General features: G+C 45.8%; 17 protein-coding genes. 5 read left to right on the top strand and 12 right to left on the bottom strand.

The window, feature by feature from the left end; all coding sequences use genetic code 11:
- Positions 1–87: 87 nt before the first annotated feature.
- From RWY97_RS04655 to RWY97_RS04645, 3 genes are read right to left on the bottom strand one after another with little or no spacing between them, the layout of a single operon-like run.
- The gene (locus tag RWY97_RS04655) at positions 88–1,359 is read right to left on the bottom strand and encodes a hemolysin family protein (RefSeq protein ID WP_021584738.1); all 1,272 of its coding nucleotides are present in this window, start codon (positions 1,357–1,359) and stop codon (positions 88–90) included.
- Complete coding sequence (locus RWY97_RS04650; protein WP_021584681.1) at positions 1,360–2,016, bottom strand: LptA/OstA family protein; 657 nt, start codon at positions 2,014–2,016, stop codon at positions 1,360–1,362. It lies immediately after the preceding gene.
- Complete coding sequence (locus tag RWY97_RS04645; RefSeq protein ID WP_315565788.1) at positions 2,016–3,308, bottom strand: BamG family beta-barrel-assembly machinery protein; 1,293 nt, start codon at positions 3,306–3,308, stop codon at positions 2,016–2,018. The genes RWY97_RS04650 and RWY97_RS04645 overlap by 1 nt, the downstream gene beginning before the upstream one ends.
- A 181-nt stretch (positions 3,309–3,489) precedes the next feature.
- Here RWY97_RS04645 and RWY97_RS04640 point away from each other — a divergent pair, with 181 nt between their 5' ends.
- The 5 genes from RWY97_RS04640 (at position 3,490) to feoB (ending at position 13,097) form a co-directional block, all read left to right on the top strand.
- Positions 3,490–4,602, top strand: coding sequence for an Lnb N-terminal periplasmic domain-containing protein (locus RWY97_RS04640; protein ID WP_315565786.1), 1,113 nt, complete (start codon positions 3,490–3,492; stop codon positions 4,600–4,602).
- Positions 4,599–6,002: an alkaline phosphatase family protein gene (locus RWY97_RS04635; protein WP_315565784.1), complete on the top strand. Its 1,404-nt coding sequence runs from the start codon at positions 4,599–4,601 to the stop codon at positions 6,000–6,002. The genes RWY97_RS04640 and RWY97_RS04635 overlap by 4 nt, the downstream gene beginning before the upstream one ends.
- A 136-nt stretch (positions 6,003–6,138) precedes the next feature.
- The gene (gene secA / locus RWY97_RS04630; RefSeq protein WP_315565782.1) at positions 6,139–9,519 is read left to right on the top strand and encodes a preprotein translocase subunit SecA; all 3,381 of its coding nucleotides are present in this window, start codon (positions 6,139–6,141) and stop codon (positions 9,517–9,519) included.
- Positions 9,520–9,670: 151 nt separating this feature from the next.
- On the top strand, positions 9,671–10,384 hold the full coding sequence (locus RWY97_RS04625; RefSeq protein WP_021584699.1) for an ABC transporter ATP-binding protein: 714 nt from the start codon (positions 9,671–9,673) through the stop codon (positions 10,382–10,384).
- Between the two features lie 160 nt (positions 10,385–10,544).
- Positions 10,545–13,097: a ferrous iron transport protein B gene (gene feoB / locus RWY97_RS04620; RefSeq protein WP_315565873.1), complete on the top strand. Its 2,553-nt coding sequence runs from the start codon at positions 10,545–10,547 to the stop codon at positions 13,095–13,097.
- 492 nt (positions 13,098–13,589) lie between these two features.
- Here feoB and RWY97_RS04615 read toward each other — a convergent pair whose 3' ends face one another.
- From RWY97_RS04615 to RWY97_RS09910, 9 genes are all read right to left on the bottom strand, one after another.
- Positions 13,590–14,576, bottom strand: a complete 987-nt coding sequence (locus tag RWY97_RS04615) for a hypothetical protein (protein WP_315565780.1) — start codon at positions 14,574–14,576, stop codon at positions 13,590–13,592.
- Between the two features lie 20 nt (positions 14,577–14,596).
- On the bottom strand, positions 14,597–15,955 hold the full coding sequence (locus RWY97_RS04610; RefSeq protein ID WP_315565778.1) for a BT_3987 domain-containing protein: 1,359 nt from the start codon (positions 15,953–15,955) through the stop codon (positions 14,597–14,599).
- A gap of 27 nt (positions 15,956–15,982) precedes the next feature.
- The gene (locus RWY97_RS04605; protein ID WP_273178180.1) at positions 15,983–17,131 is read right to left on the bottom strand and encodes a DUF1735 and LamG domain-containing protein; all 1,149 of its coding nucleotides are present in this window, start codon (positions 17,129–17,131) and stop codon (positions 15,983–15,985) included.
- A 4-nt stretch (positions 17,132–17,135) separates the two neighbouring features.
- Entirely contained in the window at positions 17,136–18,173 is a 1,038-nt protein-coding gene (locus tag RWY97_RS04600) for a glycoside hydrolase family 18 (protein ID WP_315565775.1), read from the bottom strand.
- 60 nt (positions 18,174–18,233) lie between these two features.
- Positions 18,234–19,793, bottom strand: coding sequence for a RagB/SusD family nutrient uptake outer membrane protein (locus RWY97_RS04595; RefSeq protein WP_315565773.1), 1,560 nt, complete (start codon positions 19,791–19,793; stop codon positions 18,234–18,236).
- A 17-nt stretch (positions 19,794–19,810) separates the two neighbouring features.
- Positions 19,811–23,134, bottom strand: coding sequence for a SusC/RagA family TonB-linked outer membrane protein (locus RWY97_RS04590; protein WP_315565772.1), 3,324 nt, complete (start codon positions 23,132–23,134; stop codon positions 19,811–19,813).
- Between the two features lie 197 nt (positions 23,135–23,331).
- Complete coding sequence (locus RWY97_RS04585; protein ID WP_315565771.1) at positions 23,332–24,348, bottom strand: FecR family protein; 1,017 nt, start codon at positions 24,346–24,348, stop codon at positions 23,332–23,334.
- Positions 24,349–24,483: 135 nt separating this feature from the next.
- Positions 24,484–25,071, bottom strand: a complete 588-nt coding sequence (locus RWY97_RS04580) for an RNA polymerase sigma-70 factor (protein WP_315565769.1) — start codon at positions 25,069–25,071, stop codon at positions 24,484–24,486.
- A gap of 684 nt (positions 25,072–25,755) precedes the next feature.
- Positions 25,756–25,893: an integrase core domain-containing protein gene (locus tag RWY97_RS09910; RefSeq protein ID WP_390883258.1), complete on the bottom strand. Its 138-nt coding sequence runs from the start codon at positions 25,891–25,893 to the stop codon at positions 25,756–25,758.
- Positions 25,894–25,906: the final 13 nt, after the last annotated feature.

Below are 25,906 nucleotides of genomic sequence, written 5' to 3'. Positions count from 1 at the left end.
TTTATGATTTCTTTCATTATATAAATGCGCACAAAAATACAAAAAAGATAGCACATAACGGAACTTTTCACGCGAAAATTGCCATTATTAGTTCACTTTTAGTCGCACAAGCTCTATTTTCGTCATTGTATTCTTAATGATTTTAAACTCGAAACGTCCCACTTTGACAATCTCATTAAGCTTAGGAAAGCTCTGGTAATAATGCAGAATGAGTCCACCCACGGTCATATATTCATCGCTTTCGGGCAGATCGAGATCGAACCTATCATTCACTTTGTCTATCTCGAGCCGCGCCGAGAGTATAAACTCGCCATCAGAGGTTTTCTTAGCAATGTATTTCGCATTGTCATGTTCATCTTCAATTTCGCCGAAAATTTCTTCAACGATGTCTTCCAAAGAGACAATTCCGCTCGTTCCACCAAACTCATCGACAACAACGCCAAGGCTTTTCTTCTGTTGCAAAAATGTTTGCATTAATTTAGAAGCAGCCATCGTCTCAGGCACAAACGGCATCGTACGTATGCCGTCGCGCCAATTCACGGGATTCTTAAACAGCTCCGATGAATGGATATAACCGATAATATGGTCGATGTCACTTTCGTAAACAATCAATTTAGAGTTTCCACTCTCGATAAACTTCTGCTTTAAATCGTCGATCGAGCAGTTATCTGTATCTACGGCATTGATTTCAGTACGCGGCACCATACAGTCTCGCACCTTGGTATCAGTAAAATCCAGTGCATTTTGAAATATCTTGACCTCATCTTCAATGTCATCTTCACTCTTGGCATTATCTATACTCGACTGAACAAGATAGTCTAAATCTACTTTCGTGAATGCTTCGTCAACACTTTCTTTTGACATCCTGACGCCGATAACACGCAACAGCATCCGCGATAACGATGTTGCAAACTTGCTGATAGGCCAAAGCACCACATAACAAACGTAAGCCGGGATAGCGAAAACCGTAAGCAGCCGATTAGGATTGCTCTTAAACAATGTTTTGGGCAAAAACTCTCCCGTAAAAAGCACGATAATTGTAGAAAGAATTGTGTCTGCCGGCACTGTAAAAGCGGCTTCCATTCCTCGGAAAATCGTATTATCAAAGAACTTGGCAATCAAGATTCCATAAATGACCAGCGCAATATTATTGCCTACCAACATCGTACTGACAAAATTGTTGGGATGATGGTAGAATACGGAAAGCAGTCGTTGAGAGAGCCCATTTTTCTCTTTGTCCATCTCGGCCAACATTCGGTTACTCGTCACAAAGGCGATCTCCATTCCCGAAAAGAATGCAGAGAAAACCATTGTCACGATGATTCCGATGATGAGGGATATACTTATTCCTTCTTCCATTTAATGAGTCAGAGGTATTGAATTATTCTTCCGCTGCGGAGCCGTACGCATACGTAGCACACTTTTGGCCGAATCGGAAGCCGATTGGAGGGTATCTCCTGAACTCTCAAAATCATTTCGAGCAAACGAACCTTTACTGTTAGAGACGAAATAACGCGTCATTCGTTCATCACTACGGAAATAAGTACCTTGCAACTGACGTTCCGGCGTTATCAAACGCGAGAAAACATCAGAGTAAAGTTCGTGTTGATTCTCATCCCAAAACAGTCGTTCGCTGGCGAATCGCAGTCCATCCTTAGTCAGAATACGTACTCTACTGCGAAGTTCCCACAACTTTTGTAAGTCATAATAATATGCTGTATCGCACTGAATATAGGCTTGTACGTGAAACTTCTCATCAAATTGCTCCAAGAAAAGTCCCTTGTCGAAAATCCACCGCGACGGATGTCGATTCTTGTTTACCTCCCACCGCTCAGTAACAATACGATATTTGATTACACCCGAATCTGAAATCAATGTATTGACACCATAACTGATCATCGCGGCAACCGAATCTCGCGGATAAATTCCAGGCGCAGTGTGGGCTCGTTGCTCCTCACACGAAATGAGAAACACAATTGTCAGGATAAACAATGAACACGAAAAGAGGCGTTTCATCAATCTACTTTCCACTTAGCAAACCATCGTTCATTGAACGTCAGACCAATATTGATACGGAAAGTGTTTTCTTTGAGCAGTGTCTTAGAATCCATCCGCACCCATTGGGCACTGATATTGAGAATGGAACGGTTGTTGATTCCATTCATAACAGGTATGCCGAGACCTAAACTGGCACTCATTTCTTTGGGCCCCTCTGTACCATTGATTATTAAATAAGGTGTGACATAAGAAATGCCAGCACGATAATGCACACGCTTGAAAAAGTTGCGGGCTGTCTCGCCGGGACATAATTCGGCACCCAAAGTCAACTTATGACGATCCTTGAACTGTCCGGTTGCAGCCGAATATTGCGGTACGTTGTTCACATTAGTATATAAGGGATAGACAACATCAGCCCATTTTTGCAGATTATAGTCAACGCCCACCTTCCATTGGCGCTTATGATCCCACGCAAGTCCTACACTATAAGATGTCGGAAGTTCAAGAGCGTCATCGGCTGTATAGGCTTTTGAATAAGAAACTTGTGTCTGAGGATTGGAAGAAACAATCTCACACTTGGGATTAGCGTTAAGCTTATGACCTAAGCTATAAGCCAAACCGAGCGTTAACTGATCGCTTTTGGAAAACCGGGCAGCATATTGCAAACCGACATCTAATTTATAATTGTGTACGTTTGCTGTATAAATCCGTGACAAAGTATTGACATAAGAATCGCTGTAAGTATTGAGAACAGATCGCGTATAGTTGCCCCACAAATATGAAGCATTAGCTCCTATGGATAGTCCCTTAACAAGTTCCCATCCAAAACCGATGTATACCTGATGCAATCCGCCTCTTCCCGAATACGAAGTCGTAGAAGTAACCGTACTGCCGGGACTCACCTGTTGCGTATTCTGATATTGATACCCCACATTGGAATAAGGAATCAGACCGAAACTGATACCGAAATGCTTGAAAGCACGAAATCCGGCAACAACGTATTCAAAGTCTGCATTCTTGGCATTCACCTTTTTCCCGTTCTCCTGAAAGTTCGTAATCTGCCCTGAAAGACCGGCATCGAAAATGAACGAAAGGGAATCTATGGAGGAGTAAGATGCCGGATTGAGAAAGTTCACTTGGTTATGCTCACGAAAACCAAGTCCAAGCCCATTCATCCCACGATTGAATCCGCTTGTCTGATCAGCCAATGCGCCTAATCCATACATACTGTACGGCGAATTGGTACCGCTTTGAGCCACTGCGGTTATCGATATTGCTGCCAGCAGGAAAGCGCAAAATATTCTCTTCATTACATCGTATGTTTCAGTTTCGGATGCAAAAATATCGAAAAAAAACGAAATAGGAGCACTCCAAGTGAGATTTATAAGTTATTTTTGCATCGTGAAACGTTTCAATAATATATTAAGGTTCACATTACCGTTTATTTTTCTGTTATTAACAGATAATGGTAGGGCGCAGTCGCAAGAGACTATGCCGGCCAAACCAGCCTCTATCACAATCAGCCTGTTGACGTGTGGACCGGGAAACGAGGTGTACAACCTTTTCGGGCATACGGCCCTCAGATATCAAGACCGAAACCGTGGCGAAGATCTCGTTATCAATTATGGAATGTTCTCATTCAAGAAACCTTACTTTGTCTTACGATTCGTTTTCGGCCTTACCGATTATGAAATGGGTATCGAATCTTTCGATGATTTCTTTGCACAATACAGTAACGAGGGACGTAGTATCATCCAACAGGAATTGGACTTAACCCCGGAAGAGAAGCTACGGATAGCCCGCGCTATAGATGAGAATTATCTACCAGAGAACCGGGTTTACAGATATAATTATTTCTACGACAATTGCACCACACGTGCACGAGATATGATTATCGGCCATCTCGACGGTAAAGTGTCTTCATCAGACCGCAAAGTACGTACCTTGACTTACCGAGAAATGGTGCATCAATGGGACAAAACTTATCCTTGGGTAATGTTCGGGAACGATGTCTTATTAGGAATGAAGGCCGATTTCAAGACTACTGCCGAACAGCAAGAATTCTTACCGGACAATCTACGACGCGATTTCGACCACGCATATATCACCGCTTCCGATGGTTCCACACACAAATTGGTAAGCCGGACAGAAACGTTACTCAAGCAACAGATACACCCTCATCGAACGTCTTTTCCCTTACGTCCTATCGAGTGTTCGTTCATCCTCCTGTCATTAACGGCTATTTGCCTTGCAATTGAGCGTTTTTTGCACTGCAATTTGTGGCTTTTCGACGCCTCATTAATGGTTAGTTGCGGACTGGCCGGAATTATCCTTACTGCAATGGTGTTCTCGCAACATCCTACTGTGAGTCTCAACCTACAAATATTGGTACTCAATCCGCTTCCGCTCCTTTTCATTTGGCCGGCTATTAAAGCATTGCGCAGAAAACAAAGATATTGGCTTTTCCCCACGATGACAGTACTGACACTGCTCTTTTTCATTGGAAACTTTATCCAAGGTTATGCAGAGGGAATGAACATTGTGGCACTATCTTTGCTTATCAGATACGCGTCGGCTCTGCGATTTACAACCAAAAAGAAATGAACAGATATATAACGGCCCTGTTAGTAGCCCTCACAGCTACCGCCAATGCACAGTTGCTGCAACCTACTCCGAGGCTTGTGGTCAATATTACCATCGACCAACTGCGCACAGATTATATCGAGACGTTTGCCCCAATGTACACAGCAGACGGATTGAGAAAACTGTTGCAACAAGGACGTGTATACGACGGAGCCAACTATCCGTTTATTCCCGTAGACGAAGCATCGGCTATTGCTTCCATCGCTACGGGCACTACACCTTATTATAATAGCATCGTTGCAACACAATGGCTCGATCGCAGCACACTCAGACCGGTGTTCTGTACCGACGATCGGCGATATATCACATCACCGTCAAGGATGTCCACTTCCACGATCGGTGATGAAATGAAGGTTTCCAGCAATGGGAACGCCCTCGTTTATGCCATCGCTCCTAACAAAGTGACAGCTGTTTTCTCTGCCGGACACGCCGCAGACGGAGCACTGTGGATTGATGATAAAGGCAGCGGATTAACCACTTCTGCCTATTATCCGGACAAAATACGCAATTGGATCGCAGCTTATAACAAGGTGAACAACCAACAGTTGACTACCGTGGCAGGCCGAAATGCATTCATAGTCAAGGCTGCCAAAGCGTGTATTAAAGACAATGCGTTAGGTAAAGATGAAATTACCGACTTGTTGGCAGTGGCCTTATCAGCCAAACCCGCAACCACATCCAATCCTAAAATAGCAGCAGAAAGTATATACCTGCAATTAGATAAACTGCTCTCTGACTTGATTACGGACATCGAAACCACCGTAGGAAAAAATCGAGTGATGTTTGTCGTCACAAGTTCAGGCTATAATGAAGAACCGAATATCGACTATGCCAAATATCGCATACCAACAGGTACATTCTATATCAATCGTACAGCCAAGCTGCTCAACATCTATCTCGGTGCTATCTACGGCCAGGGACGGTACGTAGAGACTTGTTTCCACAACGAAATCTATCTCAATCGCAATCTTATCGAGCAGAAACGTCTCAATCTCAGCGACGTATTGAGCCGCAGCCAAGACTTCCTAATCCAGAATGCAGGTGTAAGCGATGTTTTCACCAGCGAACGTCTGTTGGCCAACGGCAATGATATCACAAAGATACGCAATGGATATAATGCCCTTATCAGCGGTGACATCATCATTGAAGTAGCACCGGGCTGGAAACTTCTCAACGAAGATAATCAGGAAAATTATGTTTCACGGTCGGGTTTAATTCCTTTTCCCATCATCATTTACGGGTTGGGCATCAAGCCACAACGCATTTCCACCCCTGTAACCGTAGACCAAATTGCGCCTACGATAGCACGTACCATTCACATCAGAGCACCCAATGCCTGTAAGACCGAACCTCTTCCCTAAAGCGAGAAAGGCCCAGCAAATTACAAAAGAAATGTAATTTGCCTTAAAATCAAATTTTATTCGTAATTTTGTACCGGCTATTTGGAAATACTAAATACAGACGGTCAGTTGTTAGAAATATATAAACCAAAATATAATGAACTTAACTAAGATTTTACAGTCGTTGTTCGGCAACAAGTCATCAAGGGATATGAAACTCATTCAACCACTTGTCGAGAAAGTGAAAGAGGTCTATCCCGACATTCAAAAACTGAGTAATGACAGGTTGCGCGCTAAGACCAACGAGATCAAAAAATATGTGCAAGACTCAGCAAAAGAGCAGAAACAGCAGATTGCCAAGCTGAAATCGAAAATAGAAGATACGCCTATCGATGAGCGCGAAGATATTTTCAACCAAATCGACAAGCTCGAAAAAGAGGCTTTAGAGGTTTATGAGAAAGCCCTGAACGAGGTAATGCCCGTTGCTTTCAGCATTGTCAAAGATACGGCTCGCAGGTTTGCAGAGAATGAAGAAACCGTGGTTACGGCAACGGATTTTGACCGCGAACTGGCTGGGAATCCAACAAACGACTTCATCACCATCGACGGTGACAAAGCGATTTACCATAATCACTGGACTGCCGGAGGCAACGACCTCAAATGGGAAATGATTCATTACGACGTGCAAATCTTTGGAGGAATCGCTCTCCATCAAGGAAAGATCGCCGAGATGGCCACAGGTGAGGGTAAAACTTTGGTTGCAACGCTCCCTGTTTTCCTTAATGCGCTGACAGGAAACGGCGTACACGTCGTAACGGTGAACGACTATTTGGCCAAGCGTGACTCTGAATGGATGGGCCCACTTTATATGTTCAATGGTCTGTCGGTGGACTGTATAGACAAACATCGGCCTAATTCGCCTGAACGTCGAAAAGCTTATCTGGCCGACATTACATTCGGAACGAACAATGAATTCGGCTTCGACTATCTGCGCGACAATATGGCCATCTCGCCGGCCGACCTTGTACAACGGGCTCATAACTATGCAATCGTGGATGAGGTAGACTCTGTCTTGATTGACGATGCACGTACACCGCTCATTATTTCGGGCCCTGTTCCCAAAGGCGATGACCAGATGTTCGAGGAGTATCAGCCGTTAGTGGAGCGCTTGGTCGACGTACAACGTAAGTTGGCCACACAATTCTTGGCCGACGCTCGTGCCAAAATCACCGAAGGACAAGAAAAGAAAGACCAGAAACTGACGGACGAAGGTTTTCTCTCTCTGTATAGATCGTATAAGTGTTTGCCCAAAAACAAACCGCTGATTAAGTATCTCTCCGAGGAGGGAATCAAAGCCGGGATGCTGAAAACGGAAGAAATCTATATGGAAAACAACAATCGCCGTATGCCCGAGGCTGTAGAACCGCTCTATTTTGTGGTGGATGAAAAGCTGAACAGCTGTGATCTCACCGATAAAGGAACAGAGTGGTTGGCTAATCAAGTGCAAGACCGCGACCTTTTCGTGTTGCCCGACATCACATCTCAACTCTCCGCATTAGAGGCAGACGCTACGCTCGATGCACAAAACAAGTTAGATAAGAAAGACGAGCTGCTTAATCACTATGCTGTTCAAAGCGAACGCGTACACACGTTGCAACAATTGCTGAAAGCATATACGATGTTCAATAAGGACGATGAATATGTGGTGATGGACGGTGAAGTGAAAATCGTCGACGAACAAACAGGCCGTATAATGGAGGGACGCCGCTGGAGCGACGGGCTCCATCAAGCTATTGAGGCCAAAGAACACGTAAAAGTAGAAGCCGCTACCCAGACTTTCGCTACGATTACGTTGCAGAACTACTTCCGTATGTACCATAAATTAGCGGGTATGACGGGTACGGCATCTACCGAAGCAGGCGAGTTCTGGGACATTTACAAGTTAGACGTGGTAGAGATTCCGACTAATAAACCCATACAACGCAATGATATGGACGACCGTGTCTATAAAACGGCCCGCGAAAAATATGCGGCCGTGATCGACGAAATCGTCGAAATGCGCAACCAAGGACGCCCTTGTTTGGTGGGTACGACCTCTGTCGAGATTTCAGAGTTACTCTCGCGTATGCTAAAACTACGTAATATCCCCCATAATGTGCTCAATGCAAAACGCCATCAACAAGAAGCTAATATCGTGGCAGAGGCCGGACGCAGTACACTCGGCAAATGCATGATTACCGATGAGAACGGAAACACACACGAGGAAGAACGTATGTTGGGAGCCGTAACTATTGCAACGAATATGGCCGGACGTGGTACTGACATCAAGCTCACGCCCGAAGTCAAAGCAGCCGGCGGTTTGGCTATCATCGGCACAGAACGACACGAGAGCCGTCGTGTAGATCGTCAGCTTCGTGGTCGTGCCGGACGCCAGGGCGATCCAGGCTCTTCCGTATTCTATGTCTCGTTGGAAGACAAGCTGATGCGTCTGTTTGCATCCGAGCGAATAGCCAGTGTGATGGATCGACTCGGCTTTAAAGACGGTGAACGAATTGAGAGTCCGATGATCTCCAAGAGCATCGAGCGGGCGCAAAAGAAAGTGGAGGAAAACAACTTTGGTATTCGTAAGCACCTATTGGAATATGATGACGTGATGAACAAACAGCGCACCGTAATCTATGAAAAACGTCGTCACGCATTGATGGGCGAACGAATTGGAATGGATATTACCAATATTATCTGGGATCGCGTGGTCAATGCCATCGAATCTAACGATTTTGAAGGTTGCAAGGAAGACTTTCTCAAAGTCTTGGCTATGGAGTGTCCGTTTGATGAAAACGAGTTTATCAACGGCAACCGACAAGAACTCGAAGAGCGAACATTCCAGGAGGCGATGGCAAGTTTCAAACGCAAGACCGACCGAATACAGAACCTCGCCTACCCTGTCATCAAACAAGTGGAAGAGAATGGGGGCAGCAAGTTCGAGCGCATTATGGTTCCCATCACTGACGGAAGGCAGGTTTTCAATATCCCTTGCCATTTGAAAGAGGCTTATGACAGTGAAGCCAAGTCGGTAGTCAAACAATTTGAGAAAGTAATTATGCTTCATATTATCGACGATTGTTGGAAAGAGAACCTGCGGCAGCTTGACGAACTCCGCCACAGTGTGCAAAACGCGTCTTACGAACAGAAAGATCCACTATTGATATTCAAGCTCGAAAGCGTTAAACTTTTCGACTCGATGGTCAACGATATGAACAATCGCATCTCCAGCATCTTGATGCGCGGGCAAATCCCCGATATGCAGCAAGAGATTCAAGAGGCTGCACCCGAAGAACGAAGCCAGCGCTACACCGAGCAGAAAGACAGTCTTACCGATCCCGATCAGCAGGCAGCAGCCCATCAAGATACACGCGAGAATGTGCAACACAGCCACACGCCGTATATAAAAGAGAAGATGCCGCGCCCAAATGATCCCTGTCCTTGCGGCAGCGGTAAGAAATTTAAGAACTGCCACGGCAGAGGAATCCGGCAGTAATGAGTGAATAAGTTTGACGAGTAGACAAGTGAATGAGTAAACAAGAACATTCTTTCGCTTATCTACTCGTCAATTCGTTAATCTGCCACCAGCTAACTCCATCCCTCATCAACTCATTAACTTGTTTACTCATTTACTATCCCCCTCTTATATGTCTATCCAAATCAACCATCTGAAAAAAGCATTCGGAGACAACGTCGCAGTAGATATCCCGGAGCTTCAAATTCATTCCAGTGAGATATTGGGCCTCGTCGGCAACAACGGAGCAGGTAAAACTACCCTGTTCCGACTCATTCTCGATCTCCTCAAAGCAGATGAAGGAGAAGTCGCAATTGACGGAACCAATCCCGCAAAGTCGGAAGATTGGAAACAAGTTACAGGTGCTTACATCGACGAAGGATTTCTGATCGACTTTCTTACGCCCGAAGAATACTTCGAGTTTATCGGCAAAATATGCAATATGAACAAGTCTCTCATCGCCGAACGCATCGAAGAATTCACCAGACTGATGAACGGTGAAATCTTGGGGCATAAAAAACTGATCCGCGACTTCTCTGCCGGCAACAAGCAAAAAATCGGTATCATCTCGGCCCTCTTTAATCACCCGCAGACAGTTATTCTCGACGAGCCTTTCAACTTTTTAGACCCATCGAGTCAGAACATCCTCAAACGCCTCCTCGTCGACTATAATCACGCCACAGGAGCCACCATCCTCATATCCAGTCATAATCTCCAACACACGGTCGATATCAGCACACGCATCGCGCTTTTGGAGCACGGCTGCATTCTAAAAGACCTCTCCAACGAGGCCGGAAGCGCCGAGAAAGAACTTGAAGATTATTTCAACATCCAAGCCCAAGAATAGAAATAAAATCTGAATCCAAATAAATGATCCGCTAAACAGATTTCTCTTGGAAGGATTCATCTGTTATCCTACATTTTAACCCACTTTAAAAACCTTGCAACCCATTTGCAATAAAAATATCGTATTTTTGCAACAAACTTGAAGTTTAAGACAGATTATGATGCGATTATCAGATTTAAAGACAGGCCAACGCGGCGTCATCGTCAAGGTTTTAGGGCACGGTAGTTTTCGCAAACGTATTGTCGAGATGGGGTTTATTAAAGGGAAATCCGTAGAAGTGCTGCTCAACGCACCGCTGCAAGACCCTGTGAAATATAAGATTATGGGCTATGAGATCTCACTCAGACGTGATGAGGCCCGAATGATCGAAGTTATTTCAGTAGACGAAGCATTGGCCTTGAAGGAAAATGAAGCCGCACCAGCTGATCGGCACAGCATCTTCGTCAATTCAAATGAAGAACGAATGCCGCTTACTGAGCAACAAATGCACGACGCTGCAATGAAAAAACGGCGCACCATCAATGTCGCACTCGTGGGCAATCCCAACTGCGGCAAAACCTCGCTGTTCAACTTTGCATCGGGTGCTCACGAACGTGTGGGCAATTATTCGGGCGTAACTGTCGACGCCAAAGAGGGCCGCGCTTCATTCGAAGGTTATGAGTTTCATCTCGTCGACTTACCCGGCACTTACTCACTCTCAGCTTACAGCCCGGAGGAGATGTATGTGCGGCACCAGATTCTTGACAAGACACCCGATATTATCATCAATGTCATCGACGCAAGTAATCTTGAACGAAATCTTTATCTCACCACCCAGCTCGTGGATATGGACCTCCGAATGGTCTGTGCACTGAATATGTTTGACGAATTTGAATTGCGCGGCGACACACTTGATTATCAAAAATTGGGTCAACTCTTCGGAGTTCCGATGATTCCAACCGTTTTCAGGACAGGGCGCGGCGTTGACTTGCTTTTCCACATCATCATCAATATGTATGAAGGCGTCGACTTTTTAGATCGCGAGGGAAACATCAACCCCGAAGTTGCTAAGGATTTACAGAACTGGCATAAGCGTTATGAGAAGTCGAATGATACAGATCACCTCGAAGATTTTGCTCACGGTACACGTCCACGACGCAATATTTTCCGACATATTCACGTCAATCATGGAAAATACATCGAGCAAGCCATTGACGATATACGAGAAACGCTGCGCGATAACGAGCAACTCAACTCGAAATATTCCACTCGTTATTTAGCAATCAAGCTCTTGGAAAACGATGCCAACATCACTGCGCTTACCCGTACGTTGCCCAACGCCCAAGCCGTCAGCAGTGCTGTTGCCCGGGGCGAGCAGCTGATCAAAGAAGAAACTAAGGAAGACTGTGAAACGGCTATAATGGATGCGAAATACGGGTTTATTCACGGCGCCTTACAGGAAGCTGGCTTTGCCGAAGGCAAAAAACAAGATACCTATCAAACGACACATTTCTTAGATGCCATCATCACGCACAAATATTTAGGTTTTCCTCTCTTTTTCCTTTTCCTTTATATAATGTTCCAAGTCACCTTTTCGATAGGACAATATCCAATGGACTGGATCGACGCGGGTGTTGCAGCCTTAGGCGATTGGGTTAGTAGGTCAATGCCCGACGGTCCAGTCAAAGCAATGCTTGTCGATGGTGTGATCGGAGGTGTCGGAGCAGTGATTGTTTTCCTGCCACAAATATTGATTCTCTATTTCTTCATTTCGTTTATGGAAGACAGCGGCTATATGGCGCGCGCGGCATTCATTATGGATAAGTTGATGCATAAGATGGGCTTGCACGGCAAATCGTTCATTCCGCTGATTATGGGATTCGGTTGTAACGTGCCGGCAATTATGGCCACACGTACCATCGAGAGCAGACGGTCGCGACTTATCACGATGCTGGTACTCCCGATGATGAGTTGTTCGGCCCGCCTGCCCATTTACATAATGATTACCGGCACTTTCTTCGCCTTACAATATCGCTCGATTATTATGCTTTCTCTGTATGCCATCGGTATTCTGATGGCTGTAATTATCAGTCGATTGTTCAGCAAATACGTCATCAAAGGCGAAGACACACCTTTCGTAATGGAGCTTCCTCCTTATCGGTTTCCCACGAGTAAAGCCATCATTCGCCACACTTGGGAAAAAGGCAAACAGTATCTCAAAAAGATGGGAGGCATCATTCTCGTGGCCAGTATTATCGTTTGGGCACTGGGATATTTCCCACACAACGATCAGTTAGACAATCAGACACAACAAGAGCAAAGCTATATTGGGCGAATCGGTAAGGCCATCGAACCGGTCTTCCGCCCGCAGGGATTTGATTGGAAACTTGATGTGGGGCTACTGGCCGGTGTCGGAGCCAAAGAAATCGTAGCCTCAACAATGGGTGTATTATACAGTAATGATTCGAGTGTGGCTGAAAGTAACGACACTGACAACGATACCGCCAAATACACCCGACTAAGACGTCAGATGCTTTCAGACGGTATCACGCCGCTTGCGGCTTACAGTTATCTGCTCTTCGTGCTGCTCTATTTCCCTTGTGTGGCCACGATTGCGGCTATCAAGAACGAGAGTGGCTCGTGGAAATGGGCACTATTCGGCGCTCTCTACACCACAGCCTTAGCGTGGATTGTGAGTGCCGCAGTCTATCAAGTGGGGCAATTATTCTCTTAACTTCATAAATTAAAAAGTCAGAAATCTGTGAATAAAGATTCCGCTTTTTTAAAACAAGAGAGCAAGAGAAAGCATAGGCCAGAGCATCTTGTATGTTCCTGAAAATCAAGAATATATAAAACATTTTCCGTTTAACGACTTCTCGCCTTGCAACTAATGGTTAAACACCTTACTATTAACGGTATATTGCAGGATGATTAACAGTAAATGAAAATACGATCAATTAGAAGTAATTCCGCCAACGGGTAAAAGACTATATATTTAAAGTTTTATAATATGGTTTCTCCGCTCACTCACGTGTACTTTTGCTCGCTTCTTCGAACTTCTTTACCAGCCTGTAAACATATGATTTCTATACTCCCTGAGAAAGGGAATACGTGAAGTGAGCATTCAAACAAGCTGAAATAAAAACAGAAAAGGCCTGCATTATCGCAGGCCTTTCCCAATCAGTATAACTACTTATTACCAACGTATGATAGAAAAAGTTTTGAGTTAATCTTCAATTTCAGCTTCAGCCTTCTTTAAACAGAAGTAACCGGAGTGTAAATAGTTATCCTTAATGAGATACATAATACCCCACACGCGCGAACCATCAACCTTGATAATTTCGACGTTCACGTTTTCATAGGTCTTTTGGTTGCTACTCCACGGGTCGTTAACCAACACCTTTCCATCAGATTTCTTACCTACGGTGAGATCACCGCTGAACCAGCACTTGATACAATTGCCGTAGAAATCCCATTGGGCAAGATTCATACCGTTGTCCTTAGTCAGTCCCATCGTACCCCAGCTGGAAGATCGATCGTTGTCGAAGAAGATACCGTCGTTTGTCGACGCCATGATTTTTGCCTTTTCCTCCTCGGTGAAAGCTACGTCGGTGGTTTCTACCTGTACCTTAACAGTCTGCTTCAGCCCCATCATGTCAGTGACGATGACGTCTGTTGAGCCGTTCGCCACGCCCCGAATAGTAATCACATCGCCTTTTACGAACTGCACGTCGGCCACTTTCGTGTTGTTGCTGACAGCCTTATAGTTGCCATTTCCTCCGGTCACGGTCACCTCGGCAGTGCCGTCGGTATGGCCGAGTTTCATTGTTATGTTCACAACTTCCTTATTGAGCGTCATCTTGAAATACATCGACTTCACGATGACACGCTTATAGTTGCCGGTGGCATCCGAGATGATAATTCCCGTTTTTCCTTTCACCGCACTCTTAACAGTCACGACATTGCCCGCTATCGTGGCCGAGGCAACATCCGGATTCTCAACAATCAGTTTATAATCGCCGCCGCCGGCAGTGATATTAAAGGTGGAAGACTCACCCACTCCTACCTTCACCGTGTCTGTACTCAAAGTGATGGGCGTCGTCTCTTTCAGCTTCTGTTCTGGTTCGGGCATATCGTTCTCGTTGCTACAGGCAATAAGTGCCAAGGCAAGAACAGTTGCCGCCATAGCCGAATACAAATATTTTGCTTTCATCTTTTTATATTTTTAGCATGTTACCAATCTTTTGCATAGTTGCCAGTCCGTATGGTCGCCTCGCCATAGAAAGCTTGAGTGATCGTGCTTAAACGAGAAGCATAGCCATTATTGGGATTCAGCGAGAACACCATTGTGCCGCCATAGCCCTCAGACTTAATCCGCTCTGCCTCCCATGAACTAATGATGCGTCCTTGAGCAAACTCAGACGAAGCCTGAATCATGCCTTTCTTTGCTAATCCGGGATAGTTGCGGGCCAGATCGCTGTAGCGTCCGTAGTCCTGAATAGCGTAGTCGATGTATTCGCCAGGCTGATGTCCGTCTACTTCATACAAACTTCCAGTACGGCTGTAGACGTACACTTCCATGAGTTTATCAGGCATGGCACGCTTGCATTCGTAGCAAAGACGCGACGCGGCTTCAATTGACGGAGCAACGAATCCGGGATAGCTGCCATAACTGGAATACTCGTCATCAAAGAAAATGCCATCGAGTCCGTAAGCATCGACAACCGCTTTCAGTTCTTGGGCAAATCTTTTAGCCCCTTCAGTAGAAAGATTGGCAACACCCGAACGGTCGTGGTTGCCCAAAATACCCAGAATGACCTTCATGCCTTTTTGCTGCAACGGCTTCAGATATTTTTCCCGATAATCGAGCAGGTGCTGCACGTTCTCATTGTTGTAGTTGTACACCTCGCCAGTTTCTACGTTATAGTTGATGTTTCCCGAGAAGAGAATCACCTGGTCGATGACGAATTTGCCCGACTCCTTCAGCGTATAGCAGAGATTATGAAGCGGATTGGCATCGTTCACCTCTATGCAACTGATAACCTGCAGGCCACCTTCCTTGTGACAGTTGGGCATTTTGGTGATGTCACGCACGATGAGCACGAACTCGCCCTTGTCCTTCGACGCCTGAGCGGCGCCCTTCACGCTCACGGGAATGGCGTAGATGCCGTTCTTCTCCAGCTCTTCGGCCGAAGTATATTCTACAGTCACCTTCGACGACTTCATGGCTCCGGCAGCCACCTTTGCCGTTCCACCCACCTTGACGAGCTTCTCGGGCATGGCCTTGATGTTGGTTCCGTGAACCTTATTGTAATTTTTGAGGGCCTTGGTGTCATACATCAACGTGTATTCCTGGTCGGTAGTGGCAGCCTTCGACAGGTTGACGTAGAAATCGATGGAGCCTTTCTCGTTGAAGATGAGCGAGTCCTGACGACTGTAGCCGTATTTATCGGTGATAAAAGCGAGATTGTTCTCCGACGTCCGATAGTTACTTTCGTCGACGCGGGGCACGTCTATATCGTTCGCACAGGAAGCCGCTATGACCAGTCCTGCCAGCGAGAGTGCCAGCGTCTTGATACTATTGATATTCATAAGTTTCATGTGATTTAAGTTAAAGGGTTATTTCTTCTCGGGCAGCGACACGTTGTGCCATGACAATGGGTTATTGGCCGTAGCATCGTTGCCGTTGCCGGTAGCATCCTTGACGATGTTCGGGCTTGTGCTGTCGTCCATCTTCCAGTAGCCTACCAAACCTTTCGACTTGGGATCGACACTATAGAAGTTTCCAGCAATCTCTTCCTGCGTGCGCACCACATTCCAAACGCGCACCTCAGACATATTTCCCTCGAACCAACGGGCATCGTCATACGACTTGCCAATGAGGAAGTCGCGATCGGTACCATTTCCTACGATGGAGATTCTGCCGTGTCTGAGCATCCCTTGTGACTGTAAGCTACCGTTGACGTAGACTTTCACCTCGTGCGTATCAGCGTCGTAAGTCATGGCTACGTGCTGCCAACGGTTAGTTTGTAGGCCTTTGTTAGAGTCGGCATCGGGGAAATTGCCCGAACTGGTGGCTATCTGAATCTGGTTGCCGGGGAAACCGGCGTCACCGATACGCATGAGGAAGTTGCCCTCAATACCCATAATGGTAGAGATGATCTTACCGAACTCGCGCGGATAGATGAGCGCTTCCATCGTAATCTGGTTCATGTTGTTCACCAAATCAGGTGTTGCCCATTTTATGGTGAGGAAGTTCTTGCTCATGTCAGCTACCACATTGATGAGTGCACCGGAACGGAACACGAAATAATAGTTCTTCGCCGACTGCAACACCTCGATATCCTGACAGTTCACCGTCACAGGTAACACATAGGTGGTGGCGCGATCCAAATTGCCCAACTTGAAGAATGCGAACTGTGCCTTGTCGCTGTTCACGCTACCTTGGTTAATCTTCACGTCGCCCTTGACCACCTTGTAGCAGGTATCGGGTAGCATGACGGCCTTAGCGTAGTAGGCTTGGTTATAGGTTTCTACCAGATTGGCAGCCACGCTGAAAGTGGCATTCAGTTCTTTTTCGGCCGGGCGTGCCGTCGAAAGGATGAGCGACTTCACGATATTCATCTCACCCTTGATGATCGTTTCCGAAGTGAATGTCTTGCCGTCGATAAATGCCTTGCTCTTGAAGTTGGCTTCATCGTTGTTCTGGCAGGCCGCCATCAGAAAGGCAGCAGCCACGAGCGACATATATTTAAATAGCTTCTTCATTTTTTTATTCTTTAACGGTTGGATTGATAGTCGAGATTACCTTGCGCAGATTGGGGTAAGTGAATAACGCGTTGTAGTAGTCTACATTGGCGTTGAGCAGTCCCATGCCGGCACAGGTGTAGCCAGTGTGATCGGAAGCAACGAACTTAGCAATGCCGTGCATAGCCAGCATCTTGCCCCAGTAGCCAGTCTTAGTGTCGGTTTCATCAGCCGACTTGTTGTTAACCAGCAGAATAAACTTGTCGGAGGGCACGCCTTTGTCCAAAGCCTTGCGCACGAGATAGTCCACTCCATAGACCGACTTCTCTGCCTGCGTAGGAATGATAATGTAGCGAGCCTGCTCCAACAACGTCTTGTCAGTCACGTACTGCGGGCGTCCCATCATAATGAGTTCCTTGTTCTTATGTCGCGAGACCCAATCCTTGGCAATTCCGAAGAACACGGTTTCCACGGCCATAGCCTCAGCCTTTTGCTCTTCGGTCAGGTAAAGGGTCAGTTTGGCGTTGAATCCCATGATGACGCCATCGTAGTTAAAGTTGTCAATAAGCTTCATTTGCGTATTGAGTGAATCGACAAGGTAGGTATTAAAGTCCTTGAAGCCCTTCCCCGCATTATCGGGATTCTCTACGAAAGCCTTCTTCTGAGCATCATAAGCCACCTTGATGTCTTCGCAGCTGATTTGGAATACTACTTTCGTTCCTTTCTGGGTTTTCACTTCCTCGATTTCCTTCATCATCTGCTCCGTGAGCGTTTCCGGTTTCGTCAGCACGATATAGTCTACGCTGTCTGGCACGGCATTGATATGCTGAGCTTGTGTGAAGGGAATGGCCTGGCTATTGTTGAACCATGCCATCATAATTTTATGACGACTCGTCTTGTAGGCCCTAAGGTTTGTGAGATAGTTCCGGTAGAGTTCGGCATTCTGCTTCTCAATACCCGATTGGTTGATGTCTATAGGTTCAACGTCCGTATCACAGCTACCCAGGAACAAGGTCATCGTACAAATCGTTAAAAATATCAGACTCTTGATGATATGTTTCATTTCTTTATTCAGTTTTAAATCGGTAATCATAATTCTCTATAAATATTTTTACCTTACGGCCTATTTTGCCCACCACACGTCGGTAGCCATATTGTCGGCACCTCCGAGCAGTCCAACGGCTGCATTGTAGTTGTCAAGATTATTGATACGCTCTTCCTGCGGATAAGCCAAACGACGTGCGCCGCGCGCTGTGCTGACAATGCCGCCGCTATTGTTGATTTTGACGGGCATGAGCTGCGGATAGCCCGTGCGTCGATAGTCGGCCCAAGCCTCAAGTCCGAGCGGGAACATAGCCAACCACTTCTGCGTGATGACGCGTTCGAGTTGTTGCTCCGGCGTGTCGCTGTCATTCCACGCGATGGTGATGGTCGAGGTCTTACCACTATAGGAATTATTTCCAACTGGGTCATTATAAAGCGCTGGTGTACTAGCAGCGTCGGCCAAATACTTCTCTGCTCCACTTACGCCCCACTGCTCGAAAGAGAGTTTAATGCCCTTCGCATAGAAATTGCCAGCTTTATCACCCATGTTCCAGCCCTTCAACACACCTTCCGCACGAAGGAAAGCCACCTCTGCCGCATTCATCCATAACAGTTTGGTATCTGTCTTCACGTTATAGTTAGAATAAGCATGGGCTATCTCGCCACCCGGAATCTGTATTCCGGAACGCAGACCATAGTATCCGTTAGTTCCGTTGGCAAAGGTTGACTTGGTGAACATTGCGGAACGACGCGGATCATTATATCCGTTCATGTAGGAGGTTATATCGGCTCCGACACGTGAGTCGCCGCCATTATATTCATACATGATTATTTCAAAAGGATTAGTGCTCGACAAGGTCATAAAAGCATTGTCATCGTTAGATGTCATGACGCCTATTTCGTGATTCACCGCAGATTCAGCTTGCTGTTTGGCGGTTGTAGGGTCGGCTTTTGAAATACGAACGGCCAGACGCAGACGCAAAGAATTGGCAAACTTGATCCATTTCTCTACATTTCCGCCATACACTTTGTCGGCCTTAGGAGAGAAGTTGGCAGTACGGTTGGCAGACAAGGTCTTGACAGCCTCATCGAGCTTCTTGAAGAGCAGCGTATAGACTTCCTGCTGTGAGTCGTAAGCAGCGGTAATCTCGCCATTCACGCCCACCTTGGAATAAGGGATAGGACCATAAGCATCGGTAACGCGATGAATACCCGCCACCTTGATGATTTCGGCTACAGCCAGTGCCACTGGATTATCGGTAGCGCCTTTCACTTCGTTGAAATAGATGAAAAGCTTGGGAATGATGTCCTTAAATAATACGCGGCTCCATCCGTTTTCAGGGCTATACTGTGCAAAGTTTTTCCCGGTAAAACCAGCATTCGAGTCGGAAATATAACCTCCATAAGAACCGCCACACAGACATTCTGTGAACTGGTTGGTGTTGACATCGGTCGGAACGACCCAACTTTGGAGGTTCACCATAGCAGCGCCCAACGAGTAGGCGTCGCGCTGCATTTCCTCTTTTGATACGCCATAAGGATTCTGGTTGTATTCCTCATAACTGTTGGTACAAGCTGTAAAGCCCAATACAAGGCCAACCGATACCGTTGACAATATGATATTTTTATACTGTTTCATAATTCAATGACTTCACTTTAGAATTTAAGTTTGATATTGAAACCAAGGTTGCGGGTGCTTGGTGTCATAAACTTATCAATACCCTGATAGTAGTTACCCGTGGTAGCTGTTGTCTCAGGGTCGAACGGTGCTTTGCAATAGAACATCAGTAGATTGCGTCCAATAAAAGAGAGCGTGAGATCGCCCAGTCCGAAGAAATGTTTCTTCTTGAAGGTGTAGCTTAAGCTGGCTTCCTGCAAACGGACATTAGTGGCGCTGTAGGTATAGAATTGCGGAATACCATCGTTGGCACCGATGGTCGAATACCACGACTCGGGATTGAGATGGTCGTTGCCGTTGACTTTCACATACTTGTTATCACGAGCTTTCGCACTGGCTTCTGATACGCCATAAAGGTCGAGTGCGGCCTGTGTGGCTGAATAAACGATGCCACCAAAGCGAGCGCTGACCATCGCGCCGAGATTGAATCCCTTATAAGAAAAGTCGTTGCGCCAAGCCATATTGGCCTTCGGGAATACTGAACCCAATTTGATATCGCCTACATTATTATTACGATATACCTTACCATCCTTGTCGACATACACACGACCCTTGTCATCACGCATGACATCGGTCAGAGAATAAAGGTCGCCCAACGTGCCTCCTTCTTTCAAAATGAAGTGGGCATTGCCCAAACCACCTACGTCAAGGCGATCCTTATTGATAACAGCACCCGTTTCGGGATGGATGTAATTACGGACAAGCTCATTGATTCTGTTGCGGTTTGAACTGAATGTGTAGTTGCTCGACCAACCAAAATAGCCCCACTTGTTATTGTAGCCGAATGCCAACTCAATACCGTTGTTCGACACATTACCCGTCTGGATATAGAGTGCGGAATAACCTGATGACACGGAAATGTCAGGATTGAACGTCTGATTGAACGTCTTGGTCCAGTATAAAGACACATCCAGATTGAAGTGTTTCAGGAAACGAGCCTGCAAACCCACTTCCCACGAGTTGGTGGTTTCAGGCTTCAGATCATAAATAGGATAGATCGTCTGGCTCTTCCACTGCTTAGTATTGTTGTCCCATTCGTGTTTCGGGTTGGCAATTTCGCGAACAAAAGGAATACCCACCGAAGCAAACGAACCACGCACCTTCAAAAAGTCAATGGCCTTGGGCATCTTCAAGGTCTCGGAGATAATCCACGAACCACCGATAGAAGGATAGAAGAAAGAGCTCTTGTTGGAGTGTGGACCGGCCAACATTGAAGGCCAGTCGTTGCGGCCTGTAACGGTGATATAGTATTGGCTATTCCATCCCAACTCAACGCTGATAAAGAGCGATTTGGTCTGTTCGTGATAGCCTTTTGGGGAACGCTTCTCACGGTTGACGTCAATCTGGTATTCATTGAAAACATTGGGTATAAGGTTATCAGCTATTGGGCCGTCGATACCCGTCTGGTCTTGTTTGATGTCGGAGAGGGACGCGCCGATATTGGCAACAACAGAAAATTTATCTTGCAAGAAACGCTTGTTGATGTTCAACATCAAGTCGCCGTAGGTTTGCTTGTCATCGGTCTTGATTTTAGCATACTGACCGTTGGCGCCAGCAATGGTTGTATTGGTGCTGGCAAAGTACTTCTTTTCAAAAGTATTCGTAGCGTTATCAATGCGAATACGGCCCGAAACATTCATCCAATCGGTAAGTTTATAGGTCAGGCCCACATTCATCATATAGCGGTACTTTTTGTTGGTGCGGCGGTTGCGATAGTTAATCCAGTAAGGATTCTGTCCCACGAATTCACTTAGCAGATTATTCCAGTTCTGCGTATAAATATTTCGTCTGGTATCAAAGTGCTCAAACATGGCCATATCATTGTAGTCGTTGCCGCGCGGATAGAGATAGGCCGACACCAAGGGGTTGGCATACACACCCTGATTGGTCATGTTGCGGTCGTTCTGAATGATATAGCTAGCACCAGCGTCGAGCAGCAATTTACCGTTTAATAAGCTCGACGTATTGCGGAACGTAAAATTATAACGGTTATAGCTGTTGTTCGGAATGATGCCGCCGGAGTTCAACGCGCTGGCTGAGAAGTAAGTCTGGTTCTTCTCTGAACCTGTCGACACAGAGAACGCTTCGGTTGTCATAATACCGGTCTTCAGATAATCTCTCTTCGGATCGTACCCCATGTAATTGGCGGCATTGAGCAAGCGACCCCAACTGTAACTGTCGGCACCGGCCTGACGCAAACCGCTTCCCGTTCCGTAGCGATTCTGAAACTCCGGAAGACGGAATGCTTCCGAGAACTCTGTGCTCTGACTTACAGTAAACTCTGTGTAGCCGACCTTTCCTTTCTTTGTCGTGATGACAATAGCGCCGTTCGACGCACGGTTACCATAGAGGGCCGCGGCCGCCGCACCCGTCAATACCGACATGGACTCAATGTCCTCGGGGTTGATGTCGGCAATTCCTTCGGTAGTACCATTAGAACCGAATACCGAGTCGCCATTGCCACCAATATTGAACATAGGCACACCATCAATAACATACAGCACGTTGCTCGACTGCTCAATGCTTCGTGTACCTCGCATAACCACTTTCGACGCGCCACCGGCACCCGACGAACTAGTATTAATATTCACGCCTGCCACCTTGCCACTCAGCGAGTTAATGAAATTGGCGTCCTTGTTTGACACGAGATCATCTCCATTCACCTGCTGCACATTGTAGCTCAACGCTTTCTGTTCGCGCTTGATACCAAGGGCCGTGACGACTACTTCATTCAGTTCTTTGGCCGATCCCGACGACAAACTGATGTTGTAGCTGTTATTCTTTCCTATGCGCACAGTCTTCGTGTCGTAGCCGATGTAGGATATTTCCAGCTCGGATCCTTCATCGACCATCAGTGTGAAATGGCCGTCAATGTCGGTGATGGTTCCACCCTGCCCCCCCTTCTGACGGATGGTGGCACCAACGACAGGCTCACCGTTCTCATCCTTGATGATGCCACTCACCTTTTTCTTCTCGTCGACATTTCGCTGTCGTTGTGTGTTTTGTGAAAAAGATTTGGAAACGATAATATTTTTACCTTTGATTTCGTAAGACAGATTCTGCCCTTGCAGAATCTGTTCGATGGCTTGTTTGATATTCGTCGCGTTGACGCTGACAACCTTCTGGGTATTGAGGTCGCCGGCTTCAAATACGAATGAATATCCACTCTTCTGTCTCAACTCTGCCATGGCCTTCTTCGCCGTAACACTTTTCAGATTGAGCGAAACGTGCTGAGCTGCCATATTCAGATTCAGACATAACAGAAACGCAGTCACTAATAGACCTTTTCTTTTGCTATTCATTCAGTTTTATAAATTTAATTGGTTAATAATCACAGATTTCTTTCAGCCCCCAGCTTGGTTTGAATTGTCTTGTAGGGTAACTGAAGATGTATATTGAGTAATTTTCTGAGTTAAGTACTTTTGTCGATCATTTACTGTTCATAGGTGGTTATTGGTTTTAGGGGTCATAGGATTTAGGTCAAATATCTTTTCTAATGTCAATAAACGATGGCTTTTCGCTCGTCAACCATCCGATAACGTATCTTGCCCGTCGAAGAGAGGGCGTCGAGCACGTCTTTCAGGCTTTGTGACCGTCGGGTAAAAGAGCCGTAGAAGTGCATGGAGGCTGCCCGCTGGTTCGTGATTTCAACATCGGCATTATAACTGCGCGATAGTTGCAAAGCGATATCCTTCATTGACTTGCCGTCGAGCACGATGGCACCGTCGGTCCATTGACTGGCATTCGTAGCCACACAGTCACCGATATATACCTGACGGGAGGTCTTGGAGAACACGGCCCGCTGGTTAGGGCGCAACTGATAGTGGCGATCGGAATAGTCTGCAACATCAAGAACCACACTGCCTTCGGCCAGATCGACCACGACTTCATCGTCCGTAGCATAGTCACGAAAATTGAACTTGGTACCCAACACGCGCACGCTAAGATTGTTCGAGTTTACCGTAAAGGGCAATTGTTTGTTCTTCGTCACTTCAAAATAGCCTTCACCTGTGAGACTCACATTACGGTTTTCCACACCGAAGCCCTGTGAATAGCTCACCTTCGAACCGGCATTGAGCCATACCTGCGTGCCATCGGGCAACAGCATCTTGGTTGTTGAACCTAACGGGGCCTCTACATAGATATTGGTAAAGGCACTCAAAAGCCCCTGTCGGCCTATATTATAAAATAGGTAAGGGAATAGGCCTACCGTCAGTACGGCCACGGCGACATATTTCAGCAGGATCGGCCAGCGACGACCGCGTGATCGTTCGGCCTTTCGGGCTACAGCCACACGCTTCAGAAACTCGATGTAGGCACGCTCCTTGTGGAAACGACCAGCAGCATCCGGGTTGGCAACAGAAAACCAAATCTCTTCTAACTGCTCGAAATGGGCATGATTGTCTGGACTCTCGACTTTCCAATTATCAAGCTCGAGGCGTTCGTCAGCGGTAAGATCATCAGTGAAAAAGCGAACGATTAGGTCGTCAATATAATTGGTAGGTTCTGTCATCATTTTGGTTTAGGTATTAGTGAGACGAAAAAAAAGGCAAAGGGGGTAGTGAATATATTATTTTTTGGGGTTTCATGAAGCCATTATATACAATTTTCCTATCCAGCCGTTGGGTTCATGAAGCCCCATGAAAGGTTATCAGGAGAAATACGCCATCAGCAAAAAAGCGAAGTATTTGCCCAACTGCTGCTGCAAAAGCCGTAAGGCCTGCTTCATGTGATACTTCACGGTATTGACTGAAATACCCAACTCTTGGGCAATCTCGATGTTCTTCTTACCGTCAAAGCGGCTCATCTTGAAAATGCGGCGGCAATCGGCCGGCAACCCTTCGATGACATCGTTAATGGTCTGCTCGAGTTCTTTCTCCAATAGATAGCCCAGCGGATGATCGTGACTGGCAGATCGCTCAAGCAGACGGCTATCATCAGGTAAAGTCGAAAGCGTCTGCTCATGACGAAACTGGCGCGACTTCAGATAGTCGAGACAGCGATTGCGCACGCTTCGGACAAGATATTGACGCAAAGACGTCTGGATATCGATATTCTCACGCGTTTCCCAAAGGTGGAAAATCACGTCGCCCACCACACTTTCGGCCATAAAATCATCATGCAGATAACGGACAGCAATGACGCACAACACATCATAGTGGGCATCAAATACATACTTATAAGCATGCTCGTTGCCCTCTTTCAGATTTTGAACGATCAAGGCTTCCATTAAATCCATATGTAAACTATATATACGTGAGATGGAATTGTAAAGGTAAACAATAAAGTCTTAATCTTTGTTCTAATGGAAAATACTCATAGCGTTTTTTTTATTTTTTATTTTTTTATAACTTAATTGTCTATTATTGAATTGAAATCGGAACCATCGTGCTAATCGCGTCGTTTAAAACATCGAACTAATTCTACATTATTGAATTGAAACTTTCACTATCGAAGTCAAAGGTCTGCTCGACATCGTCAGAACTTGCAATACCTTTGAACACTTTATGCATATGTATACACAGGTTCCTGCATACTCGGAAAAAAGAAAAAAGCTGTGATTGCCTGGTTTTGGTTGACTTTTTATAGCTTTATCCCTGATAAAAGTTGACTCATGTTATTCTTTATTCCTAATATAAGTTTACTATATTTACCTTATGCCTGATATAGATCGGCCATAGCGTTCAGTCTATACTGTAAAATATAAAGGGGAACAAGGGTAAACAAACTTCAGGAATAAGGGTGCGGTTATGTAGTCTTTTACATAAGCTCTTGCCCCAATTTCTAAAATCCTAATCTTATCTTTATGTCTTTTTTATTATCTAACTATTAGACTTGGCTGCCTTGTTTGTATTATATTTTACTCCGGTGTGAGCTTTTTGATAGCTCTATCACGATAGCTTTTCCACTTTTTCTTTATCTCTCAGGTTCTTTCCAAGACTTGTACGGGTGTCATTAAATCTATACTCATGTGTGGGCGTTGAGTGTTATAGAATTCGATTGCTTTATCTATTTCTATCCTGACTTCCAAAATAGAATGAAACTGCTTTCTCTTGAATATTTCATTTTTAATA

It is taken from the genome of Hoylesella pleuritidis (assembly GCF_963541955.1).
Classification (GTDB): domain Bacteria; phylum Bacteroidota; class Bacteroidia; order Bacteroidales; family Bacteroidaceae; genus Prevotella; species Prevotella pleuritidis.
This window is presented reverse-complemented; position numbering and strand designations above follow the sequence as displayed.